The sequence below is a fragment of the Vibrio sp. YQ_11 genome, assembly GCF_043103065.1.
GTDB lineage: Bacteria > Pseudomonadota > Gammaproteobacteria > Enterobacterales > Vibrionaceae > Vibrio > Vibrio parahaemolyticus.
This window is the reverse complement of record NZ_JBICJM010000026.1, coordinates 1-20,419: the sequence shown is the minus strand read 5'-3', so window position 1 is coordinate 20,419 and position 20,419 is coordinate 1. Positions and strand designations below refer to the sequence as shown.

Here is a 20,419-nt window from a genome sequence, read left to right as displayed (position 1 = left end):
TAGCATCAAACGATTAGAGCTATCAAAGGATTTTTACAATAATGGGCTCAACAAAACGAAACAGAGCCAAACGACAAGTCACGCTCTAAACGCTTCACTCGAATATTTTAAAGGAATCAATATGTTTGTATCTAAAGAAGGTCAAAACGTACCACAGGTTACTTTCCCGACTCGCCAAGGTGATACTTGGGTGAACGTTACCTCGGATGATCTATTCAAAGGCAAAACCGTGATCGTATTCAGTTTGCCTGGAGCGTTTACACCGACTTGTTCTTCTAGCCACTTACCTCGTTACAACGAGCTATTCCCTGTGTTCAAAGAACACGGTGTTGATGAAATTTTGTGTATTTCGGTAAACGACACATTCGTTATGAACGCTTGGAAACACGACCAAGAAGCCGAGCACATCACCTTTATTCCAGATGGTAATGGAGAGTTCACCGATGGCATGGGCATGCTCGTGGACAAAAATGACATCGGTTTTGGTAAACGTTCTTGGCGTTACAGCATGCTGGTAAAAGATGGTGTGATTGAGAAGATGTTCATCGAGCCAAATGAGCCAGGAGACCCGTTCAAAGTATCGGATGCCGACACTATGCTGAACTACATCGCACCAGAGTACAGAACTCAGGAATCGATCACTGTATTTACCAAGCCTGGTTGTCCTTTCTGTATGAAAGCCAAACAAAACTTGATTGATCACGGTCTTCAATATGAAGAAGTCATTTTGGGGAAAGATGCAACTTCCGTCAGTCTTCGTGCTATTACAGGCCGTACGACCGTCCCGCAAGTATTCATCGGCGGTAAACACATCGGTGGTAGCGAAGAGCTAGAAACTTATCTAGGCTAACCTGTCCATAGCCTACACCCCCGGTCTCCGGCGTCTTTGACTCGGAGGCCACCCTGCCTCTTCCCGCTCAAATCTAAGTCCTTAGTTCTTAAATCGTTCTACTACCTGAATCAACGATTTTAAATACAACACTTTTTGTTCATCATAACGTCTCGTTTCTATTCCCAAGCCAAATACAAAAAAACCTCGCAGATACGAGGCTTTTTTCTGGACTAGAGTTTAATGGATTACATCATCGCATAACGACTCACTAGCACAATCGCGGTGAACCCAATGGTGAAAAATCCCCCGGCAAGTCCTAGTGCTACTCTCAGTTCTGTCGACATTATCTTTTCCTATTTTCTGGCTGACGCGGCACCATACACCAGTAACGTGCTACAGAATTTCATCAAAGCTAATTTTCCATTTTTGGGTCCGTACCACCTAACAAGCGCACATGGTAAAGCCTATTCATCTTCTGCTAATCTTGGGCAAGTTGAATTGAGGTAAACATCATGGCTTGTCGTAGCTGCCAAGAACATTGGTTTTGGAAAAAGATCGGTCGTTGTCAACGATGCATGGATCAATTGACCGTACTTTCAGTTGTATGTTGGATCATTTGGTGGTTTGCTTTTCGCGAACACCCACAAAGCATTGAATCGATCGCCCTGATCTTTGCGGGCTTTGCATTTAACATTTTATTGTTTCTGCACTTATGGATGCGTTTTGTCATCTTGCCGTGGCAGCGTCGTCGTGGGAAACAGAATGGAGAGGATCACCACAAATGACAGATAGAAAAAAGCCCCAAAATCAATCTCGATTCTGGGGCTCTCTTAGATTCTTCTAAGAAAAAGCAGTGGTACTTTAATAGACCGAGCTTCCTCTCAAAGGTTCAAAGTTTTTTCGATTTTTTTAGCAAAAACTTATGTAAATGATCGTTCTCTAACGATACCTGTTTAAATGCTAATAAAATCAATACGCTATGCGACATGGCTGCGTTGGATGATCTGTTCAACTAAATTGATCTCTAACGCGACTTCATCACAGGCATGTTGACGCGGGCATTGGTCGCAATCTTTCAACACTTTTTCTGGCAACAGAGACTTAGATGTTGGCAAGAAACTCTGCTTCATAAAGAACTCTGGCGTACGTGTTAGTACGAAGACTTTCTTAATCGCCATTTGACGTGCTTTATCCACCAAATAGTTCACAATCGCGCTGCCTTGCCCTTGTCCTTGCCAACCCGCCTCAATACCGAGCGAGCGAATTTCCGCAAGTCCAGAGTCATACACATACAGAGATGCGCAACCAGTCACTTCACCATGATGTTCAGCAACGGCAAATGAGCCAATGTCGCGAACGAGTTCATTACGAGAACGAGGTAAGTTTTCGCCCATATTCGCCCAGTACGCAACCATGCCCTCAAGCGTTTCGATATCCGTTAAACGTGCAGGACGTACTTTAACGGCCGAACTATCACGCTGCGCCAAACGCTTGTCCGCTTGGTCAACGGCATAAGCGACTTGTTTTGGTGACACGCCACCAAGCGCGCTACGTTTTTCTAGACAAGACTCAATCGTTAGGATGTCGTACACATCGTTGTCGATGACGTCAGAGAACTCTTGTAACTCTTGCAGTGACAGCTCTTCCAGTGCACAACCTTTGGCAATCGCGCCAACGACAGCTACACCGACAATATGATGCGCTTCTCGGAAAGGAATGCCTTTCGCGACCAAGTAGTCCGCTAATTCTGTGGCATTGGCGTAGCCTTGTTTCGCAGCTTCTAACGTACGTTCGCCATTAACCTTGATACCATCGAAACACAACGCTGCCATTTCCATACAGTCGTTCCATGTATCAAGCGCATCGAACAAGCCTTCTTTGTCTTCTTGCATGTCTTTGTTGTACGCCAGTGGCAGGGCTTTGACTGTCATCATCATGCCAGCAAGTGCGCCGTACACGCGACCAGTCTTACCACGAATGAGCTCTAGCGCATCTGGGTTTTTCTTCTGTGGCATCAATGACGAGCCAGACGTCACTGTATCTGCCAACTCAATGAAGTTCGACTCACCTGAGTTGTAGAAAATCATATCTTCCGCGAGACGTGACAAGTGCAGCATAGAGATAGAAGCGACAGACATCAGTTCCATCACATGGTCACGATCCGATACCGAATCGAGTGAGTTACGCGTAGCACGATGAAAACCAAGATTATGCGCCAGTTGTTCACGATCAATTGGGTAAGCAGTACCAGCTAATGCGCCAGAGCCTAACGGACAGGTATCTAAACGTTGCAGCGCATCACTCAGACGTGAGTAATCACGCTCAAACATTTCAACATACGCCAAACACCAATGAGCAAACGTCACAGGCTGAGCACGTTGTAAGTGAGTATAACCAGGCAAAACCGTACCTTGATGTTGTTTCGCCACTTGCACCATTTGCGATTGTAGACGATCAAGTGCAATAAGAAGTTGCTGCCCTTGCTGACGACACCAAAGCTTTAAGTCGGTCGCCACTTGGTCGTTACGAGAACGACCAGTGTGCAGCTTTTTACCTAAGTCGCCGACTTTGCTGATCAACTGCTGTTCCACCCACGAGTGAATGTCTTCAGCATCAGAGCGTAAAATCTGATGCGGATCTTCCATCACTTCGAGTTTCAACTCATTTAAAGCGAGCTCGAGCTTTTGCTGCTCTTCTGCTGATAATACACCAACCGAAAGCAATGCTTTAGACCACGCAATTGAGCCTACGATATCTTGCTCAGCCAATCGGTAGTCGAAACGCAACGAATCGTTGAACTCTTTGAATCTGGTATCTGCCGCTTGGGTAAATCTTCCGCCCCATAATGCCATTGCGTCTCTCCTGATGACTATTGCTTACTCTAACGTGTCTAATGAGTGATGACGAAATCGGTGGTCATTTGCTCACTTTTTCTTATACGCCAACGTTACGGCAATTCAATATAAAAATAAAGTATAAATTCAATATTTTTACATATATATTCACCCAACTTAATTTGCGACTCTTTGGGTAATAAAAAAAGACCCGCCATATGTTGGCAGGCCTTTATTCAATCCGAGATGGGGAGTGATTATTTTTTCTGGCTATTCAATGCACGAATACGGCTTGATAGCGAGTAAAGACGGATGAAGCCACCAGCATGACTTTGATCGTAAACCTCATCTTCACCAAAAGTAGCGAACTCTTCTGAGTACAAGCTGTTGTCAGAACGTTTTTGCGTTACCGTTGCTTGACCTTTGTATAGCTTAACAACCACTTCGCCATTGACGTCTTGTGCTAGCTCTTCTGAGGCAGCAAGAATCGACTTACATAGCGGTGTAAACCAACGACCGTCGTACACAAGGTGAGAGGCTTTTAGACCAAGTTCTTCACGGAACTCGAATGACGATTTGTCTAGCACCAATTGTTCAACTGCGCGCAGAGCTTCCATCATGATGGTACCTCCCGGAGTTTCGTAACAGCCACGAGACTTCATTCCCACCAAACGGTTCTCTACGATATCAATACGACCCACACCGTGTTTTGCGCCTTTTTCGTTTAAGTAAACTAGCGCATTGTATGGTGTCATCGCTTCACCATCCACTGCCACAACTTCACCTTTTTCGACTTTCAACGTAACGTATTCAGCTTCATTTGGCGCTTGTTCAGGGTCAACGGTCCAGACCCAGCAATCTTCGTTTGGTGCATTCCATGTATTTTCTAGCACACCACCTTCAGTAGAAATGTGCCATGCGTTCGCATCACGCGAATAAATCTTCGTTAGAGACGCTGAACAAGGAATGTTACGCTCTGCAAGGTAATCCAGACATTGTTCGCGGCTCACTAAATCCCACTCACGCCATGGAGCGATAACGTGTAGATCTGGTGCTAACGCAGCAAACGCGCCCTCGAAACGCACTTGGTCGTTACCTTTACCAGTACAGCCGTGACACAATGCGTCCGCGCCCACTTTACGTGCCACTTCAACTTGCGCTTTAGCAATGATAGGACGCGCCATTGATGTACCCAACAGGTATTTACCTTCGTAGTAAGCACCGGTTTTTAGTGTTGGGTAGATGTAGTCTGCCACCATTTCTTCTTTTAGGTCAGCGATGTAGCACTCTGATGCGCCAGATGCTTTTGCTTTCGCTTCGATGCCTTCGAGTTCTTCAGCACCTTGACCTACATCGGCCACGAAAGCGACGACTTCACAGTCATAATTCTCTTTTAGCCACGGGATGATTACTGAAGTATCTAGACCGCCTGAGTATGCGACTACCACTTTATTTACGTTCACTTTGCTCATGTTTTTTCTCCAAACTTAACTGGCGCTGCGCTCGGCGGTCAGTGCCAACCACTTCCTAATGTTGAATTCTTTAACTGTTTTGCTTCCGCTTATTGAGGCAGAAACTGTGTTCCAATACTTTCACCAGCAAATAACTGCGTGAGTTTTTCTGGGTAGCGCCACGTCGCCACTTCTATCGGACGACCAAGATCGTTGGCGGCTTCGAGAGCAGCTTTCACTTTGACGATCATCCCATCAGTGATCACTTGGCCTTCGATCAGCGCATTAGCTTCTTTCTCAGATAAGCTTTTAAGCAGATGACCTTTGCCATCTAACACACCGCTTACATCTGACAACAGCACCAACTCCGCGTCCAAAGCACCCGCAACGGCAACCGCTGCTTGATCCGCATTCACGTTCATCATTTGACCTTCAGCCGTGAGACCAATAGAGCTGATGATAGGCAGTGCGCCCGTATTTAAAATCGCTTGAAGTAGGCTTGAGTCACCCGGTGTCGCTTTGCCCACCGCGCCTAATTCAGGATCTAACTCTTCGACATGACAAAGGCCACCATCCGCTAGGCTCAAGCCCACCGCATTCAAACCATCGGCAATCGCTTGACCTTGCAGTAACTTATTTGCCGTTCCTGCCAGCGCACCGGCAATGACTGGAATTTGATCGTATGGCGTCACACGTAGACCATGTTTCTTTACGGTCTTAAGTTGAAGTTTCGCCATCAACTCATCCACCAAGTAGCCACCGCCATGAACGATGGCGATTTGTCGCTGCGCCGACTTCTGGTATGCCGCGATGGCACCAAACAGTTGGCTTAAGGTTTGAGTGCAAGATAGAGCCGCACCGCCTAGCTTAATGACTAAAGGAGCTTGATTGGTTTGCGTCATTGCTTTTCCCTCTTTCAACGACTACAGCAACGCTGTCAGTTCTGGGTAACCGTAATGAATATTTAAACACTGCATCGCTTGACTCGATGCACCTTTAAGTAGGTTGTCGATGGCTGAAATCACAATGATGTGTTCGCCTTGCACCTTCCAGCCGATATCGCAGAAAGGGGTATTTTCAACATCCTGAATACGTGGAATGCCATCACCTTTGAGGCGTACGGCTGGCTTACCTTGATAAGCTTGTTCAAAAGCTTGAGCAACTTGTTGCTCCGTTACACCTTGCGCCAACTTCATCGTGACAGTAGCAAGAATGCCGCGTTTAAAGTTGCCAAGATGAGGAGTAAAAATCACATCACATCCTAAATGCTGGGCAATTTCTGGTTGGTGACGATGATTGAATACACCGTAAGGCTGAAGGCTAACCTCACAAAAACTGTTGGTCATTGAGGCTTTACGCCCTGCACCAGAGACACCGCTTGTCGCGTTAATGACTGGCCATTGCTGAGTATCCAGCAAGCCACTGACAAGTAGTGGTTTAATTGCCAATTGCGACGCCGTTGGGTAGCAGCCAGCTACCGCAACTAAAGGAGCGCTTTTAATCTCTTCTTGGTTCCACTCCGCTAAGCCATACGCCGCTTTATCTAGCCAGTTGTTGAATTGATGCTCAAAGCCGTAAAAGGTGTCGTAAAAGCCATCGCTTTTGACACGAAACGCGCCGGACAAATCAAAGACCTGACATCCAGCGTCGAGAAAGATAGGAGCAAGATCATGGCTGACCTCATGAGCCGTAGCTAAAAAAACCACATCAGAGTCTTGCGCGACTTGCTTTGGATCGGTCAACGCATTCACCACCATATCGACCACGTTCGCCAATTTACCGTGTAACTGTGCAATGGTTTTTCCTGCATCGACACTGTTGGCGGAAACGTATAAACCTGATAGCGTGAGTTGTGGGTGTTTATTAACCATGAACGCTAACTCTGCGCCGGTGTAACCGCTGGCTCCGATAATTGTGGTTTTTAGCATTGTGTGACATCCATATACTTAAAGCTCAAAATGATTATTCATATTTAAAATTAGCTTTATTTTGATTTTTTATTCATTAAATATGAGTTAATATGTGTTTTACATTTTTGTGTTCTGTCTGTCAATAGGAGAATTGAAGAATCCATGCAATTACCAACTTTTCTAGAGGTCTATGAAGGACTCATTAGTACCTCTTCGATCAGCTCGACTGATCCAAGCTGGGATCAAGGCAATGCCAAAGTGATCGAGAAACTCGCCACTTGGTTTAAAGATCTTGGCTTTCATGTTGAGGTTATCGAAGTCGAGCCAGGCAAACACAATATGATTGCACGCATGGGCGAAGGCGAAGGCGGTCTGCTGCTTGCTGGGCATAGCGATACCGTGCCATTTGATGAAGGACGCTGGAGCTTTGCTCCCCATAAGCTCACTGAGAAAGACAACCGCTTCTACGGTCTGGGTACTGCAGACATGAAAGGCTTCTTTGCTTTCATTTATGAAGCAGTAAAAAAAGTGGATTGGAGCAAGCAAAACAAGCCGCTTTACGTATTGGCCACCTGTGATGAAGAAACTACCATGCTCGGTGCAAGACACTTCACCACAAACGCGCCGTTCAAGCCGGATTACTGCATCATTGGAGAACCCACTAGCTTAGTTCCTATTCGTGGCCACAAAGGGCATGTCGCCAATGCGATTCGGGTTACCGGTAAATCCGGCCACTCCTCTGACCCAGCTTTGGGCGTCAACGCGATTGAAATCATGCATGAAGTGTTGTTTGCGATGATGCAACTGCGCGACAAACTCATTAAAGAGTATCACCACCCAGGATTTGCCATCCCTAGTCCAACGTTGAACTTAGGCCATATCCATGGCGGTGATAGTGCCAACCGTATTTGTGGTTGTTGCGAGTTGCACTATGACGTTCGCCCATTGCCGGGCATCAGTTTGGACGGTTTAGAAAACATGCTGCGCAGCGCACTACAAGAAGTAGAAGCTAAATGGCCGGGACGAATCGACATCGTACCGTTGCATGAGCCAATTCCAGGATATGAATGTCAGCACGATCATCCATTTATCGGTGGTGTTGAAGAGATCTGTCAAACCAGTTCGCAAACCGTCAACTACTGCACGGAAGCGCCTTTCTTGCAGCAACTGTGTCCGACTCTGGTACTTGGCCCTGGTTCTATCGAACAAGCGCACCAACCAGATGAGTTTCTCTCCTTTGATTTTATCGACCCAACCATTGATGTGCTCTCAAAGGCGATGGTTAAGTATTGTTGTTGATTGAGTTTAAAAAAAGCCTTTATGCAGCTCCGATGAGCTGCATATTTTGGCTCTCAAAGCACAAGGTTTTATGCACCGTTAACACGAATTTAACTTGTTATTTTGTAATTAATTTTCACTTTTAATTCTATGCCCGTCGAAACTTTGCTCTAAATCAGGAGAGACGCCGAATAATTGCAAACTTAGTCTGCTTTATTTGACTAGAACTGGTGCTTTTCGCTAGATTGGAGTCTTAACAAGGACAATGGATGTAGTTTTTTTACGAGGCAGGACGACAATGAACGAGAAATACGCCGCACTTAAAAGCAATGTGCGCATGTTAGGCCACTTACTGGGTAACACGATTCGCGATGCCCACGGCGAAGAAATCTTCGAGAAAGTGGAGACCATTCGTAAATTATCCAAATCGGCTCAAGCAGGTAATCAAGCAGACAGGGAAAGCTTGATAGAAGAAATCAAACACCTACCCGATGAGCAACTAACGCCAGTCACCCGTGCGTTTAACCAATTTCTAAACCTCACCAATATTGCCGAGCAATACCACACCATTTCACGTCACTGTGAAGAGCACATCTGTGAACCAGACGCGATCAACTCGCTGTTTTCAAAACTGGTACAAAACGATGTTAGCAAACTCGATACGGCTCAAGCGGTACGTGATTTGAATATTGAACTGGTATTAACCGCGCACCCAACGGAAATCACTCGCCGCACCATGATCAATAAACTGGTCAAGATCAACGAGTGTTTATCCAAACTAGAACTCAGCGACCTGTCTTCTAAAGAACGCAAAAAAACAGAGCGTCGCTTAGAGCAACTTATCGCACAAAGCTGGCATTCTGACGTGATTCGTCAACAACGCCCTACTCCATTGGATGAAGCGAAATGGGGCTTTGCCGTAGTAGAAAACTCACTGTGGGAAGCTGTGCCAGATTTCCTACGTGAAATGAATGATCGTCTGAAGTCTTACCTAGGTGAAGGTTTACCAATTGATGCTCGTCCAGTGCATTTCTCTTCTTGGATGGGGGGTGACCGTGATGGCAACCCGTTCGTTACTCATAGCGTAACGCGTGAAGTATTGCTTCTGTCTCGTTGGAAAGCCGCTGACCTTTATCTCAATGACATCAATGAATTGATCAGCGAGCTCTCGATGACCGTTTCTAACGATCAAGTTCGTGAACTTGCTGGTGAAGATCAACACGAACCATACCGCGCAATCCTGAAACAACTACGAGCTCTGCTCAATGAAACCAAAGATATTCTTGATGCGAAGATCCACGGTCAAAAACTGGCAGTCAAAGCACCGCTACAAAAAGTTGAACAGCTTTGGGATCCTCTGTACGCGTGTTACCAATCACTGCATGAGTGCGGCATGGGCGTCATCGCTGACGGCTCGTTGCTAGATACGCTGCGTCGTGTGAAAGCGTTTGGCGTTCACCTAGTTCGTCTTGATATCCGCCAGGAAAGTACGCGCCACGCAGATGTACTCTCTGAGCTGACTCGATACCTCGGCATTGGTGATTACGAACAGTGGAGCGAGCAAGATAAAATTGCTTTCCTCACCAATGAACTTGCGTCTAAACGTCCGCTACTGCCACGCGATTGGGAACCATCAGAGCCGGTCAAAGAGGTGTTAGACACCTGTAAGATCATCGCTCTGCAACCGCGCGAAGCGTTCGGTGCTTACGTCATCTCAATGGCTCGTACCGCCTCAGACGTACTCGCTGTGCACCTATTACTGCAAGAAGCGGGCTGCCCTTACCGTATGGATGTTTGTCCTCTGTTCGAAACTCTAGACGACTTGAACAATGCAGAGTCGGTCATTAAGCAGCTAATGAGCATCGACCTTTACCGTGGCTTTATTCAAAACCACCAAATGGTCATGATCGGCTACTCTGATTCAGCAAAAGATGCGGGTGTCATGTCGGCAGGCTGGGCTCAGTACCATGCTATGGAATCTCTAGTTAAAGTGGCAGAAGACGAAGGTGTTGAGCTGACTCTGTTCCATGGTCGTGGCGGCACCGTTGGTCGCGGCGGCGCACCTGCACACGCGGCTCTGCTGTCTCAACCACCAAAGAGCTTGAAAGGCGGGTTACGCGTAACAGAACAAGGCGAAATGATCCGCTTTAAACTGGGTCTACCAGATGTTGCGGTAAACAGCTTCAACTTGTATGCAAGCGCCATTTTGGAAGCAAATCTACTGCCACCACCAGAGCCAAAACAAGAATGGCGCGACTTGATGGAAGTGCTGTCGGAAGTGAGCTGTGAAGCTTACCGTGGCGTCGTCCGTGGCGAACCAGATTTTGTTCCATACTTCCGTCAAGCGACGCCTGAACTAGAGCTAGGCAAACTGCCGCTTGGTTCACGCCCTGCGAAACGTAATCCAAATGGCGGTGTAGAAAGCTTACGTGCAATTCCTTGGATCTTCTCGTGGAGCCAAAACCGTTTGGTGCTTCCGGCTTGGTTAGGCGCAGGTGAAGCTATTCAGTACTCAGTAGACAAAGGTCATCAGGCGCTACTGGAAGAAATGTGTCGCGAATGGCCGTTCTTCTCAACTCGCCTAGGTATGCTTGAGATGGTGTACACCAAGTGCAACATGGAAATCTCTCGCTACTATGACCAACGCCTAGTTGAACCTCAACTTCAACCATTGGGTGACCGACTGCGTGAACAGCTTCAACGTGATATTAAGTCCGTACTGAACGTAGAGAACAACGAAAACCTAATGCAAAGCGACCCATGGGGCCAAGAATCAATTCGCCTACGTAACATCTACGTAGAGCCATTGAACATGCTTCAAGCTGAATTGCTATACCGTACTCGTCAAACAGAAGAGGCGTCTGCAAACCTTGAAGAGGCTCTGATGGTGACCATCGCGGGTATTGCAGCAGGTATGCGTAATACGGGTTAAAAATAACCATTCGTAATACAAAAGGCTGAGTTCATACTCAGCCTTTCTTATATTCATAACTTCCAACCACATAATTGCGCAGCAAATAAGCAGACATTCACACTACAAAAAACCCATAAAATACCAACAAGTTAGAATTATTAACTACAAAATAACTCTATTGAGTATTATGTTAGTTTTTCAGGGTAATTTTGTCCTAGTATTCCACTTCATGCTTATTATTTATATACTACTTGCCTGCTGAGAGCTCATAAATCCAATCATACCTGCTCCAGCCCTGATGGGGATCCCCATCTCTAGGTGATAAACGGCTTTAAGGTGACAGGACCAACTTTGTTGGTGCTACTTATACATTAAAAAACTCAAGCGCCAGTAAGAGCGCAGCTGAAAGTATAAGTAGCTTGTTTACAAGTTTATTGACCATTTGGATTGAAGACATGTCATTACCACACGTAATCTTAACTGTTCTTAGCACTCGCGACGCAACCGGTTACGATATCACTAAAGAATTCTCTGCTAGCATCGGTTACTTCTGGAAAGCAAGCCACCAACAAGTTTACCGTGAGCTAAATAAAATGGCCGAGAAAGAGCTGGTTACTTGCGTACTAGAACCTCAAGAAGGCAAACCAGACCGTAAGGTTTACTCCATCACAGATGCAGGCCGTAGCGCTCTTGGAGAATGGTTTGATCAACCAACAGCACACCCAACCGTTCGTGATGAATTTTCAGCGAAACTTATGGCTTGTGCTGTTCAACCATCAACACCTTTCCGTGATCAACTAGCAGAACTTGTTGAAGAGTCTCGTAAACTGGTTTCTCACTACAAAGAAATTGAAGCGGCTTACTACGCAACGCCTTCAACTTTGGACAAACAAGCTCGTTTAGAGCGCCTAACGCTTCGTCGTAACCTACTGTTACGTGAAACGTGGATCACTTGGGCAGAAGAAGTCCTAACAGAACTTGAAGTGATTGGTTAATTTCCTTTTACTTAGAGACAATGAAAAAGGCTTGCCACTTGGCAAGCCTTTTGTCTTTTTGATCGGATTTACGCTTCTACGGCTACACGAGGACGAACACCTAAAGTATGGCATAACGCATAAGTCATCTCCGCACGATTCAGCGTATAGAAGTGGAAATCTTTCACACCTTCGCGACTTAGTACACGAACCATATCAATAGCTTGGCTTGCACCTACAAGTTGGCGAGTCACAGGATCATCATCCAAACCTTCAAACTGTTTGCTCATCCATCCTGGCACTTTAACGTTATTCTGCGCTGCAAAGCGTGAGGCTTGCTTAAAGTTCGAAACTGGCAAAATACCCGGTACGATTTCTACATCGATTCCCGCCGCAACACAGCGGTCACGAAAACGCAGATAAGATTCCACATCAAAGAAGAACTGAGTAATGGCACGGTTTGCACCAGCGTCCACTTTACGCTTTAGGTTTAGCAGATCCGATTGAGCACTTTTTGCCTCTGGATGCACTTCTGGAAAAGCCGCCACAGAAATATCAAAATCGTGACGAGATTTTAGTAGCTCAACCAAGTCCGAAGCATACATATCTGGAGCACCGCCACCAGGTGGGATGTCACCACGCAGCGCAACGATATTTTCGATGCCGTTATTCCAGTAATCATCAGCAATCTCAATCAACTCTGAACGTGTTGCATCGATACAAGTGAGGTGAGGCGCAGCAACTAAACCGGTCTCTGCTTTGATTTCCTTGATAATGGAGTGAGTTCTATCACGCTCACCAGAGTTTGCTCCGTATGTTACCGAAACAAATTTAGGCTTGAGCGTTTTGAGACGATGCACAGAGTTCCACAGCGTTTCTTCCATCTTTTCACTGCTTGGCGGAAAAAACTCAAACGAGACATTAATGTTATCTGACAACTCAGCGATATTCTGGTTTAAGGCGTCGATATGGCCTGCGTGCGTGTATCCCATCTTACTCTCCCTGTGGCACTCCGCCACGAAATCAAAATCCTTGAATCGACGTTTAGACGTCTATATGTCTACAGAATGTATTGAATGTGATTTAATGTCAACCTTGTGATTATGAATTTTTCTCACGTTAATAATGAGGATAGTTCAAGTTAATTCGCATCTGCTATTTACTCATAACAACGTTTGAAAATGGCGAATCTTATTTTAAGTATGGCACTGAGGAAGGAATAAAAAACCCCGGATGAATTCCAGGGTTTTTAGGTCTCTCGAAAAGTTTAGAATAATCCAGCTAAGCGGTTGAGATCCGATTGGATTGCACCAGCGGTCACCTCGCGTCCTGCACCTGGGCCACGAATCACCAAAGGGTTGTCCTTGTACCATCTACTTTCAATCGCAAAAATGTTGTCGCATGGCAGCAAGTTAGCCAGCGCATGTTCGCGCGGTAATGCTTCTACGCCCACCGTCGCTTTGCCATTTTTCTCTAAGCGCGCCACATATCGAAGCACCTGCTCATCTCTTTGTGCTTTGGTTAGACGCTCTTGAAGAATCTCACTGAGCAGTGCGCCATTATCAAAGAACTCATCCAAACTCAGAGAGCGCAGCTCTTCAGGTACGAGTGATTCCACTTTTACGCTGTCCGGTTCAATATCCAGACCAGACTCACGCGCTAAGATAACCAGTTTACGCATGACATCCGAACCATCTAAATCAGCACGCGGATCCGGTTCTGTTAATCCTTGTTGCCACGCTAAATCGACCAACTCATTAAACGGCACCGAGCCATCAAACTGCTGGAACAGCCAAGAAAGTGTTCCCGAGAAGATTCCGGATAGCGCCACAATCTCGTCACCACTTTCACGCAGATCTCGCACGGTATGGTTGATAGGTAACCCTGCCCCAACCGTCGCGTTGTAGAGCCAGTAACGACCGATTTTCGCGAATGCATCTTGCACTTGATGGTAATACTGACTGTCGGCAGAGCCTGCAACTTTGTTAGCAGAAATTAAATGAATGCCTTGCTGAGCGATATCAACATAACGTTGCGCCAACTCTTTGCTCGCGGTCACGTCCAATACCACGGCTTCATCATAACCTTGTAAATCGCCTAACCGACTCAGCCACGTCCCATCGTTCTCAATACTTTCATCATCAAACTTGTCGGCAACCGCCGCCGCATCGATACCCTTTTCATCAAACCAATATGTCTGGCTATCGACAACGGCGACTAAGTCAAAGCTCATACCGTGGCGTTTTTCGAGTTCTGTTTTCTGAATCGCAAATAGATTTAACCAGCTAGAACCGATATTGCCTTTGCCACATAACGCTACCGCTACGCGCTTTTGCGCTTGGAATAACTGGCTGTGAATCAACTGCACTAATGCTTCGGTATCGGTGCGACGTAGTACCGCAACTAGGCTTAAACCTGATTCAGTTTCAGAAACAAATTCAACTGGTGCGTGCTTCAATTTTTGGTAAAAACCAAAACAATGGTTGGCATTCTTCGTTACGCCCGCTCCGACAGCGGCCACAAGTGAATAGCCTTCTTTGAGTTTGATTTCAGCTTCAACCGCAAGATCTTGTAGATACTTCAGCGCACCTGTCGCAATCTCTGCGGTGTACGCTAAGCGTAATTTTTGCTGATCGGCTTGGGCTTCGTAAGAGAGTGGCTCGAGTTGCGCACGTTGAAGAGACTTTAAAACATCACTTTGGGTTTTGTTGAAGTCATGACCATGTCTAAAGGACAATTGAATCAACAATACCTCATCCAAAGAAGTGATGATTTTCGCTCCACGCCCAGAAGCAAGTACACGCTCAATACGCGTTGAACCCGATTCAGGTTGATAGCTGCACTTGAGGCTTAAGTCCATCGTGCTTTGCGCGACAGGTTGTAACGTACGGCTATGCAAGACCGGCGCTGCAAGGCGGGCCAGTTCACTCGCTTCGTCTAAGCGCAGTAAAGGCAACAGACATGCGTCCGACACCAAACGAGGATCCGCACTGTAAACACCAGCAACATCACTCCAAATGGTTACGGTTGTCACTTCCGCCAAAGCACCGATTACGGTTGCGGAATAATCCGAGCCATTCCGCCCCAACAGCACGGTTTCTCCTGCCTCATTTTGCGCCATAAATCCGGTAATGATGACGCATTTGTGGCTGTGTTGCGCCAACGCCTCCTTAATCAGGGGATAAGAACGCGCACGGTCAACTTCCGGTTGAGTACCTGCTTCTGCACGTAAAAATGCACGTGCATCTTGTGCGACCGCAGGAACATTTTGTTGTGAAAGCAAGGCAGCCAATAAACGTGAAGACCACACTTCACCGTGACCCAACACTGCCGCTTTTTGCGCATCCGTCAGTGGCGCAGTCAGCTCGGCTAAGGTACTGAACTCATCGTGCAAAGAAGCGAGCAATTGCGTCTGCACCTCGCCTTCTAATAGAGATTCAATTAGCTCCGACTGGAATTGTCTTAAGCCTTGTAGTGCTTCATGCGCAATACGGCCATCTTTGTCTAAACCTTCCAGAAACTCGATCAAGCGATTAGTGGTCTTCCCTGCGGCGGATACCACCACCAGATCATTCTCGACAGAGTATTCTTTGAGAATATCGGCCACACGTAAGTAACATTCAGGGTTTGCTAAGCTGCTGCCACCAAATTTATGTAACTGACGTTGTACACTCATTTTTAGTTCTCCTATTACTGAGCAGCTTTTACAAAGGCTTGAGCGAGATCGGCAATCAGGTCTTGTGCATCTTCTAAACCCACAGACAGACGAAGCAGCTGATGCGACACGCCCGCTTCCGCTAACGCCTCTTCCCCCATGGCTCGATGCGTCATAGATGCGGGGTGACAAATCAAACTCTCCACGCCACCAAGCGACTCTGCAAGAGAAAACAGTTCGAGCTCTTTAACAAACACTTTAAGTTGCTCAAATGAGCCTGCAAATTCAAAGCTCAACATAGACCCAAAACCCGACTGCTGCTTTTTCGCGATTTCGTGACCTGGGTGATCTGGCAAGCTCGGATGGTAAATCTTCGCGACCAAAGCCTGCTGTTGTAGGTAGTTGAGTACGTGTTGAGAGCTTTCTTCGTGCACTCGCATACGGGCGCCTAAAGTGCGGATCCCACGCAACGTCATGTAACTATCGAAAGGCGTACCCGTGGCGCCAATACAGTTTCCCCACCATGCAAGTTCTTCTGCGTGCGCTTCTGTTTTGGTGATCACCACACCACCAATCACGTCCGAGTGACCATTAATGTATTTTGTGGTTGAGTGGATAACAAAGTCAGCACCGAGATCCAAAGGCTTTTGGTACACCGGTGTCAAAAAGGTATTGTCTACCGCAACCAAAGCGCCTACTTGTTTGGCTTTTTCGCATACCGCAGCAATATCAACCACACGAACCAAAGGGTTCGATGGAGTTTCTAACAAAATAAGCTTTGGCTTTTTCGCTAGTGCAGCCTCTAGAGCTTGCTCATCCGATTGATCAACGAACTGCACTTTGAAGTCGCCTTTGTTAGCTCGTGTATTGAACAAACGGTATGTGCCACCATAGCAATCATGCGGTGCAACAATCAGATCATCTGGCCCAAGAAAAGCCGATACCCACAAGTTAAGTGCGGAAGTACCGCAGTTAGTCACCACTGCGCCTTTGCCAGACTCTAACTCTGATAACGCACTCTCTAGCAAACCACGGTTTGGGTTACCTGAACGCGTGTAATCGTATTTAGGGACTTCACCAAAAGCAGGGAAACCATAGTTGGTTGAAAGGTAGATTGGTGGAACAACAGCGTGGTATTGGCTGTCTGATTCGATACCAGTGCGTACAGCAATGGTCGCAGGCTTGCGGGTGCTCATGGGTGTATCCTTTCACGGGTGATGACTTCTAAATAGGAATGCGCTATATCTAATTTGTTAGATCTATCTGAACAACACTCTTCCTTAACTGTTCTGTTCTGTTCTGTTCTGTTCTGTTCTGTTCTGTTCTGTTCTGTTCTGTTCTGTTCACTTTACTTGTCAAAAAATGAGACGTCAACACTTCTAGACGTCTATATGTCTTTGCTTGTGGCAGTAAATGCAGCTAAAATCAGCACCTATATTAATTTTCAACTTATTACATAAATGAAGGTGTGCAATGGCTGACTGGAATGGCGAATACATTAGCCCATATGCTGAGCACGGTAAAAAAAGCGAACAAGTAAAAAAAATTACCGTTTCTATCCCGCTAAAAGTTTTAAAAGTGCTGACTGATGAGCGTACTCGTCGTCAGATCAATAACTTACGCCATGCAACCAACAGCGAACTACTATGTGAAGCATTCCTGCACGCATATACAGGTCAGCCATTACCAACGGATGAAGACCTTCGTAAAGACAGACCGGATGACATTCCAACTGAAGCAAAAGCGTTAATGACGGCGATGGGTATCGAATTCGAAGCATTTGACGAAGAATAATTGCTTACAAATTCATCCGCTTTAGGAGCTGCGCCGGGGGCAGTTTTTGGAGATATAAAAAATGGGACGTCAATGCGTCCCATTTTTGTGTTCAATGTGGCTGAGTAAATTACTCTGCCATGTAGTTTTCTGGCATCTCGATACGAGCAACACCGGAATCTACTGCCGCTTGAGCTACCGCTTTTGCTACACGAGGTAGCAGACGTGGATCCATTGGCTTAGGAATGATGTAGTCGCTACCAAATTCTAGCTTCTCAACACCTGCAGCTTTTAGTACCGATTCAGGCACAGGCTCTTTTGCCAATGCACGAATTGCGTCCACCGCCGCCAGCTTCATGTCGTCATTGATTTCACTCGCACGTACATCTAACGCACCACGGAAAATGAAAGGGAAACACAACACGTTGTTCACTTGGTTTGGATAATCACTGCGACCAGTACCCATAATTAAGTCATCACGCACTGCGTGTGCTAGCTCAGGTTTGATTTCAGGATCTGGGTTCGAACAAGCAAATACAACTGGCTTGTCAGCCATGAGTTTCAACGCTTCTGGTGGCAATAGATTTGGACCAGATACACCTAGGAATAGGTCTGCACCTTCGATCACATCTTCTAGTGTGCGCTTATCTGTATTGTTTGCGAACAGTTGCTTGTACTCATTCAGATCATCACGACGAGTATGGATCACCCCTTTGCGATCCAGCATGTAGATCTTCTCGCGCATTGCGCCACACTTGATAAGCAGCTCCATACACGCAACGGCTGCAGCACCAGCACCAAGACAAACAATCGTTGAATCTTCAAGCTTCTTACCCTGCAGCTCGATAGCATTGAGCATACCTGCAGCTGTCACGATAGCCGTACCATGTTGATCATCGTGGAATACTGGTACGTCACAACGCTCAATCAAACGCTTTTCAATTTCAAAACAGTCTGGTGCTTTGATGTCTTCAAGGTTGATACCACCGAAAGTGTCAGCAATGTTCGCAACCGTATCAACGAACTCGTCGATCGTGCGATGCTTCACTTCAATATCAATTGAATCAAGGCCAGCAAAACGCTTAAACAGTAACGCTTTACCTTCCATTACAGGCTTAGAGGCAAGTGGGCCAAGGTTACCTAGACCAAGAATAGCAGTACCGTTTGAAATAACCGCAACCATGTTGCCTTTCGCCGTGTACTTGTACACGTTGTCAGGGTTTTGTGCGATTTCACGTACAGGCTCAGCCACGCCAGGACTGTATGCAAGAGCAAGGTCACCAGCAGTTTCGGCTGGTTTAGTTAATTCGACAGCGATTTTACCCGGGGTTGGGTAAGCATGGTAATCCAGAGCTTTTTGGCGATGTTCTTCTTCTGGGGTGGCTGCTTGGCGATTGTCTTCAGACATGGATCGTTTCTCTTTGTTATTTTTAGGTAAGGGGGCATAAATTCTAAAGGATAGAAATCAATCTTCATAGGTAAGATTGCGAGCAATATCCTTAAAAAGCCGATAATAAAAGAGATTAGACCAGATAAGTGTGTTAAGCACCTGATTTTCTGGTCAGGTGCTCTTTTTATGATATGAATTCTTTTTGAACAATGCGTCAGTATGTTCGTTACTCTTCATCGACATACTGAGCTTGAAGGTAGTTTTCAATACCTGACATTTCAATCAAGCCAAGTTGGGTCTCAAGCCAGTCCACATGCTCTTCTTCATCTTCGAGAATATCTTGAAATAAATCACGCGAAACATAGTCGCGAATATCTTCGGCATAGGCAATCGCATCTTTTAGATCCGGAATGGCCGCCATCTCCAGTTTAAGGTCGCATTCGAGCATTTCCTTAGTATCTTCACCAATCATTAGCTTTCCAAGATCTTGAAGGTTCGGTAATCCCTCCAAGAACAAGATCCGCTCGATAAGGTGGTCAGCATGCTTCATTTCATCAATCGACTCGTGGTATTCCTTATCGGCAAGGTGCTTTAACCCCCAGTCTTTATACATACGAGCATGAAGAAAATATTGATTGATAGCGATGAGCTCGTTACCGAGCACTTTATTGAGATGTTGGATGATGATTGGATCGCCTTTCATGACAAAGCCCTCCTATTTGGCTTCTATTAACTTTAGAAGCAAATGAGAAGGTGTCAAAGAGACCAAGTAACCCTCAAAAAGCAATGAGGTAGTTAACTGGCTTGTCTTAATTCTGTGTAATGTGTTTCTGCTAGGATTTCTTTTGCCTGCTTAATGCACTTACCACACTGACTCCCCAAAGCAGTGCATCTCTTAATACCTCGAATATCAGTTACACCTTCATCTATCGCCAACTTCCTAATTTTTTTGTCGGAGACGCCATGGCAAAGACAAACGTACATATAAAAACCTTTCTAATAAAAACCGAAGACAAGAATATAAACGGGAATGGTTCTTGTTACCACTCGTATTGAGAGCGTGTTGAGAACATTTCGTTATATAGGTTTTTGTTGGGAAAGAGAGGATCAATCACTTATGAGGGAACTGCGAATCAGAAAAAACATACTTCAAGTAAGAGGTTGTTTTTTAAAAACAAGAAGGGAGCACCTTCAGTTTATGCTTATAACTAAATAAAAAAACAAATACGAAAAAGGGAAGCCGAAGCCTCCCTTTTCTTGATGCGCTTTCTTCAAAAAGAAGAAGAGTGCAAGATTTCGTTTAATTCGTTAAGAATTATTCGAAGATCTTAGCAACAACACCAGCACCTACTGTACGGCCACCTTCACGGATAGCGAAACGTAGACCTTCGTCCATTGCGATTGGTGC

General features: G+C 45.9%; 16 protein-coding genes and 1 pseudogene. 6 read left to right on the top strand and 11 right to left on the bottom strand.

Annotated elements, in window-relative coordinates:
- Positions 1–121: 121 nt before the first annotated feature.
- Together ACF8EG_RS11470 and ACF8EG_RS11465 are read left to right on the top strand one after the other, a co-directional pair.
- Entirely contained in the window at positions 122–850 is a 729-nt protein-coding gene (locus ACF8EG_RS11470) for a redoxin family protein (RefSeq protein ID WP_015297397.1), read from the top strand.
- A gap of 494 nt (positions 851–1,344) precedes the next feature.
- Positions 1,345–1,617 carry a DUF3624 domain-containing protein gene (locus tag ACF8EG_RS11465; RefSeq protein WP_031778296.1) on the top strand — a complete coding sequence of 91 codons (273 nt, stop codon included), beginning with the start codon at positions 1,345–1,347 and terminating at the stop codon, positions 1,615–1,617.
- 192 nt (positions 1,618–1,809) lie between these two features.
- Here ACF8EG_RS11465 and argH read toward each other — a convergent pair whose 3' ends face one another.
- From argH to argC, 4 genes are all read right to left on the bottom strand, one after another.
- Positions 1,810–3,684 (bottom strand): argininosuccinate lyase, encoded by a 1,875-nt coding sequence (argH, locus tag ACF8EG_RS11460; RefSeq protein ID WP_005465154.1) that lies wholly within the window; start codon positions 3,682–3,684, stop codon positions 1,810–1,812.
- A 239-nt stretch (positions 3,685–3,923) separates the two neighbouring features.
- A complete protein-coding gene (locus tag ACF8EG_RS11455) occupies positions 3,924–5,138 on the bottom strand; it encodes an argininosuccinate synthase (protein WP_005465152.1) in 1,215 nt (404 codons plus the stop codon).
- Positions 5,139–5,227: 89 nt separating this feature from the next.
- Complete coding sequence (gene argB / locus ACF8EG_RS11450) at positions 5,228–6,019, bottom strand: acetylglutamate kinase (protein WP_005496562.1); 792 nt, start codon at positions 6,017–6,019, stop codon at positions 5,228–5,230.
- Positions 6,020–6,040: 21 nt separating this feature from the next.
- Positions 6,041–7,045: an N-acetyl-gamma-glutamyl-phosphate reductase gene (gene argC, locus ACF8EG_RS11445; protein WP_025787234.1), complete on the bottom strand. Its 1,005-nt coding sequence runs from the start codon at positions 7,043–7,045 to the stop codon at positions 6,041–6,043.
- A 144-nt stretch (positions 7,046–7,189) separates the two neighbouring features.
- On the opposite strand from argC, the gene argE reads away from it, so the two are divergent.
- The 3 genes from argE to ACF8EG_RS11430 all read left to right on the top strand — a co-directional run bounded on the left by argE (position 7,190) and on the right by ACF8EG_RS11430 (position 12,214).
- On the top strand, positions 7,190–8,326 hold the full coding sequence (gene argE / locus ACF8EG_RS11440) for an acetylornithine deacetylase (RefSeq protein WP_069507326.1): 1,137 nt from the start codon (positions 7,190–7,192) through the stop codon (positions 8,324–8,326).
- A gap of 277 nt (positions 8,327–8,603) precedes the next feature.
- Positions 8,604–11,237, top strand: coding sequence for a phosphoenolpyruvate carboxylase (gene ppc / locus ACF8EG_RS11435; protein WP_005465143.1), 2,634 nt, complete (start codon positions 8,604–8,606; stop codon positions 11,235–11,237).
- A 437-nt stretch (positions 11,238–11,674) separates the two neighbouring features.
- The gene (locus tag ACF8EG_RS11430) at positions 11,675–12,214 is read left to right on the top strand and encodes a PadR family transcriptional regulator (protein ID WP_005395734.1); all 540 of its coding nucleotides are present in this window, start codon (positions 11,675–11,677) and stop codon (positions 12,212–12,214) included.
- A 68-nt stretch (positions 12,215–12,282) separates the two neighbouring features.
- On the opposite strand, the gene metF is transcribed toward ACF8EG_RS11430, so the two are convergent.
- From metF to ACF8EG_RS11415, 3 genes are all read right to left on the bottom strand, one after another.
- Complete coding sequence (gene metF, locus ACF8EG_RS11425) at positions 12,283–13,185, bottom strand: methylenetetrahydrofolate reductase (protein WP_005465139.1); 903 nt, start codon at positions 13,183–13,185, stop codon at positions 12,283–12,285.
- A gap of 275 nt (positions 13,186–13,460) precedes the next feature.
- Complete coding sequence (locus tag ACF8EG_RS11420; RefSeq protein ID WP_069507324.1) at positions 13,461–15,869, bottom strand: bifunctional aspartate kinase/homoserine dehydrogenase II; 2,409 nt, start codon at positions 15,867–15,869, stop codon at positions 13,461–13,463.
- 14 nt (positions 15,870–15,883) lie between these two features.
- The gene (locus ACF8EG_RS11415; RefSeq protein WP_020839768.1) at positions 15,884–17,044 is read right to left on the bottom strand and encodes an O-succinylhomoserine (thiol)-lyase; all 1,161 of its coding nucleotides are present in this window, start codon (positions 17,042–17,044) and stop codon (positions 15,884–15,886) included.
- A gap of 277 nt (positions 17,045–17,321) precedes the next feature.
- On the opposite strand from ACF8EG_RS11415, the gene metJ reads away from it, so the two are divergent.
- A complete protein-coding gene (gene metJ / locus ACF8EG_RS11410; RefSeq protein WP_005432736.1) occupies positions 17,322–17,642 on the top strand; it encodes a met regulon transcriptional regulator MetJ in 321 nt (106 codons plus the stop codon).
- 109 nt (positions 17,643–17,751) lie between these two features.
- Here the strand turns inward: metJ and ACF8EG_RS11405 are convergent, their stop codons facing one another.
- From ACF8EG_RS11405 to ACF8EG_RS11390, 4 genes and pseudogenes are all read right to left on the bottom strand, one after another.
- Positions 17,752–19,029, bottom strand: coding sequence for a malic enzyme-like NAD(P)-binding protein (locus ACF8EG_RS11405; RefSeq protein WP_005465132.1), 1,278 nt, complete (start codon positions 19,027–19,029; stop codon positions 17,752–17,754).
- A gap of 208 nt (positions 19,030–19,237) precedes the next feature.
- Positions 19,238–19,714: a bacterioferritin gene (bfr, locus tag ACF8EG_RS11400; protein WP_005395745.1), complete on the bottom strand. Its 477-nt coding sequence runs from the start codon at positions 19,712–19,714 to the stop codon at positions 19,238–19,240.
- A gap of 92 nt (positions 19,715–19,806) precedes the next feature.
- Complete coding sequence (locus ACF8EG_RS11395) at positions 19,807–19,995, bottom strand: (2Fe-2S)-binding protein (RefSeq protein ID WP_005496545.1); 189 nt, start codon at positions 19,993–19,995, stop codon at positions 19,807–19,809.
- A 331-nt stretch (positions 19,996–20,326) separates the two neighbouring features.
- Positions 20,327–20,419: pseudogene (locus ACF8EG_RS11390) on the bottom strand (elongation factor Tu); the annotation flags it as partial.

Bases quoted from the DNA above. Each gene is read 5' to 3' on its own strand.
- ACF8EG_RS11455 (WP_005465152.1), bottom strand. From the start codon at position 5,138: ATGAGCAAAGTGAACGTAAATAAAGTGGTAGTCGCATACTCAGGCGGT.
- argC (WP_025787234.1), bottom strand. From the start codon at position 7,045: ATGCTAAAAACCACAATTATCGGAGCCAGCGGTTACACCGGCGCAGAG.
- argE (WP_069507326.1), top strand. From the start codon at position 7,190: ATGCAATTACCAACTTTTCTAGAGGTCTATGAAGGACTCATTAGTACC.
- ACF8EG_RS11420 (WP_069507324.1), bottom strand. From the start codon at position 15,869: ATGAGTGTACAACGTCAGTTACATAAATTTGGTGGCAGCAGCTTAGCA.
- ACF8EG_RS11405 (WP_005465132.1), bottom strand. From the start codon at position 19,029: ATGTCTGAAGACAATCGCCAAGCAGCCACCCCAGAAGAAGAACATCGC.
- ACF8EG_RS11415 (WP_020839768.1), bottom strand. From the start codon at position 17,044: ATGAGCACCCGCAAGCCTGCGACCATTGCTGTACGCACTGGTATCGAA.
- argB (WP_005496562.1), bottom strand. From the start codon at position 6,019: ATGACGCAAACCAATCAAGCTCCTTTAGTCATTAAGCTAGGCGGTGCG.
- ACF8EG_RS11465 (WP_031778296.1), top strand. From the start codon at position 1,345: ATGGCTTGTCGTAGCTGCCAAGAACATTGGTTTTGGAAAAAGATCGGT.
- argH (WP_005465154.1), bottom strand. From the start codon at position 3,684: ATGGCATTATGGGGCGGAAGATTTACCCAAGCGGCAGATACCAGATTC.
- metJ (WP_005432736.1), top strand. From the start codon at position 17,322: ATGGCTGACTGGAATGGCGAATACATTAGCCCATATGCTGAGCACGGT.
- bfr (WP_005395745.1), bottom strand. From the start codon at position 19,714: ATGAAAGGCGATCCAATCATCATCCAACATCTCAATAAAGTGCTCGGT.
- ACF8EG_RS11470 (WP_015297397.1), top strand. From the start codon at position 122: ATGTTTGTATCTAAAGAAGGTCAAAACGTACCACAGGTTACTTTCCCG.
- ppc (WP_005465143.1), top strand. From the start codon at position 8,604: ATGAACGAGAAATACGCCGCACTTAAAAGCAATGTGCGCATGTTAGGC.
- ACF8EG_RS11430 (WP_005395734.1), top strand. From the start codon at position 11,675: ATGTCATTACCACACGTAATCTTAACTGTTCTTAGCACTCGCGACGCA.
- metF (WP_005465139.1), bottom strand. From the start codon at position 13,185: ATGGGATACACGCACGCAGGCCATATCGACGCCTTAAACCAGAATATC.
- ACF8EG_RS11395 (WP_005496545.1), bottom strand. From the start codon at position 19,995: ATGTACGTTTGTCTTTGCCATGGCGTCTCCGACAAAAAAATTAGGAAG.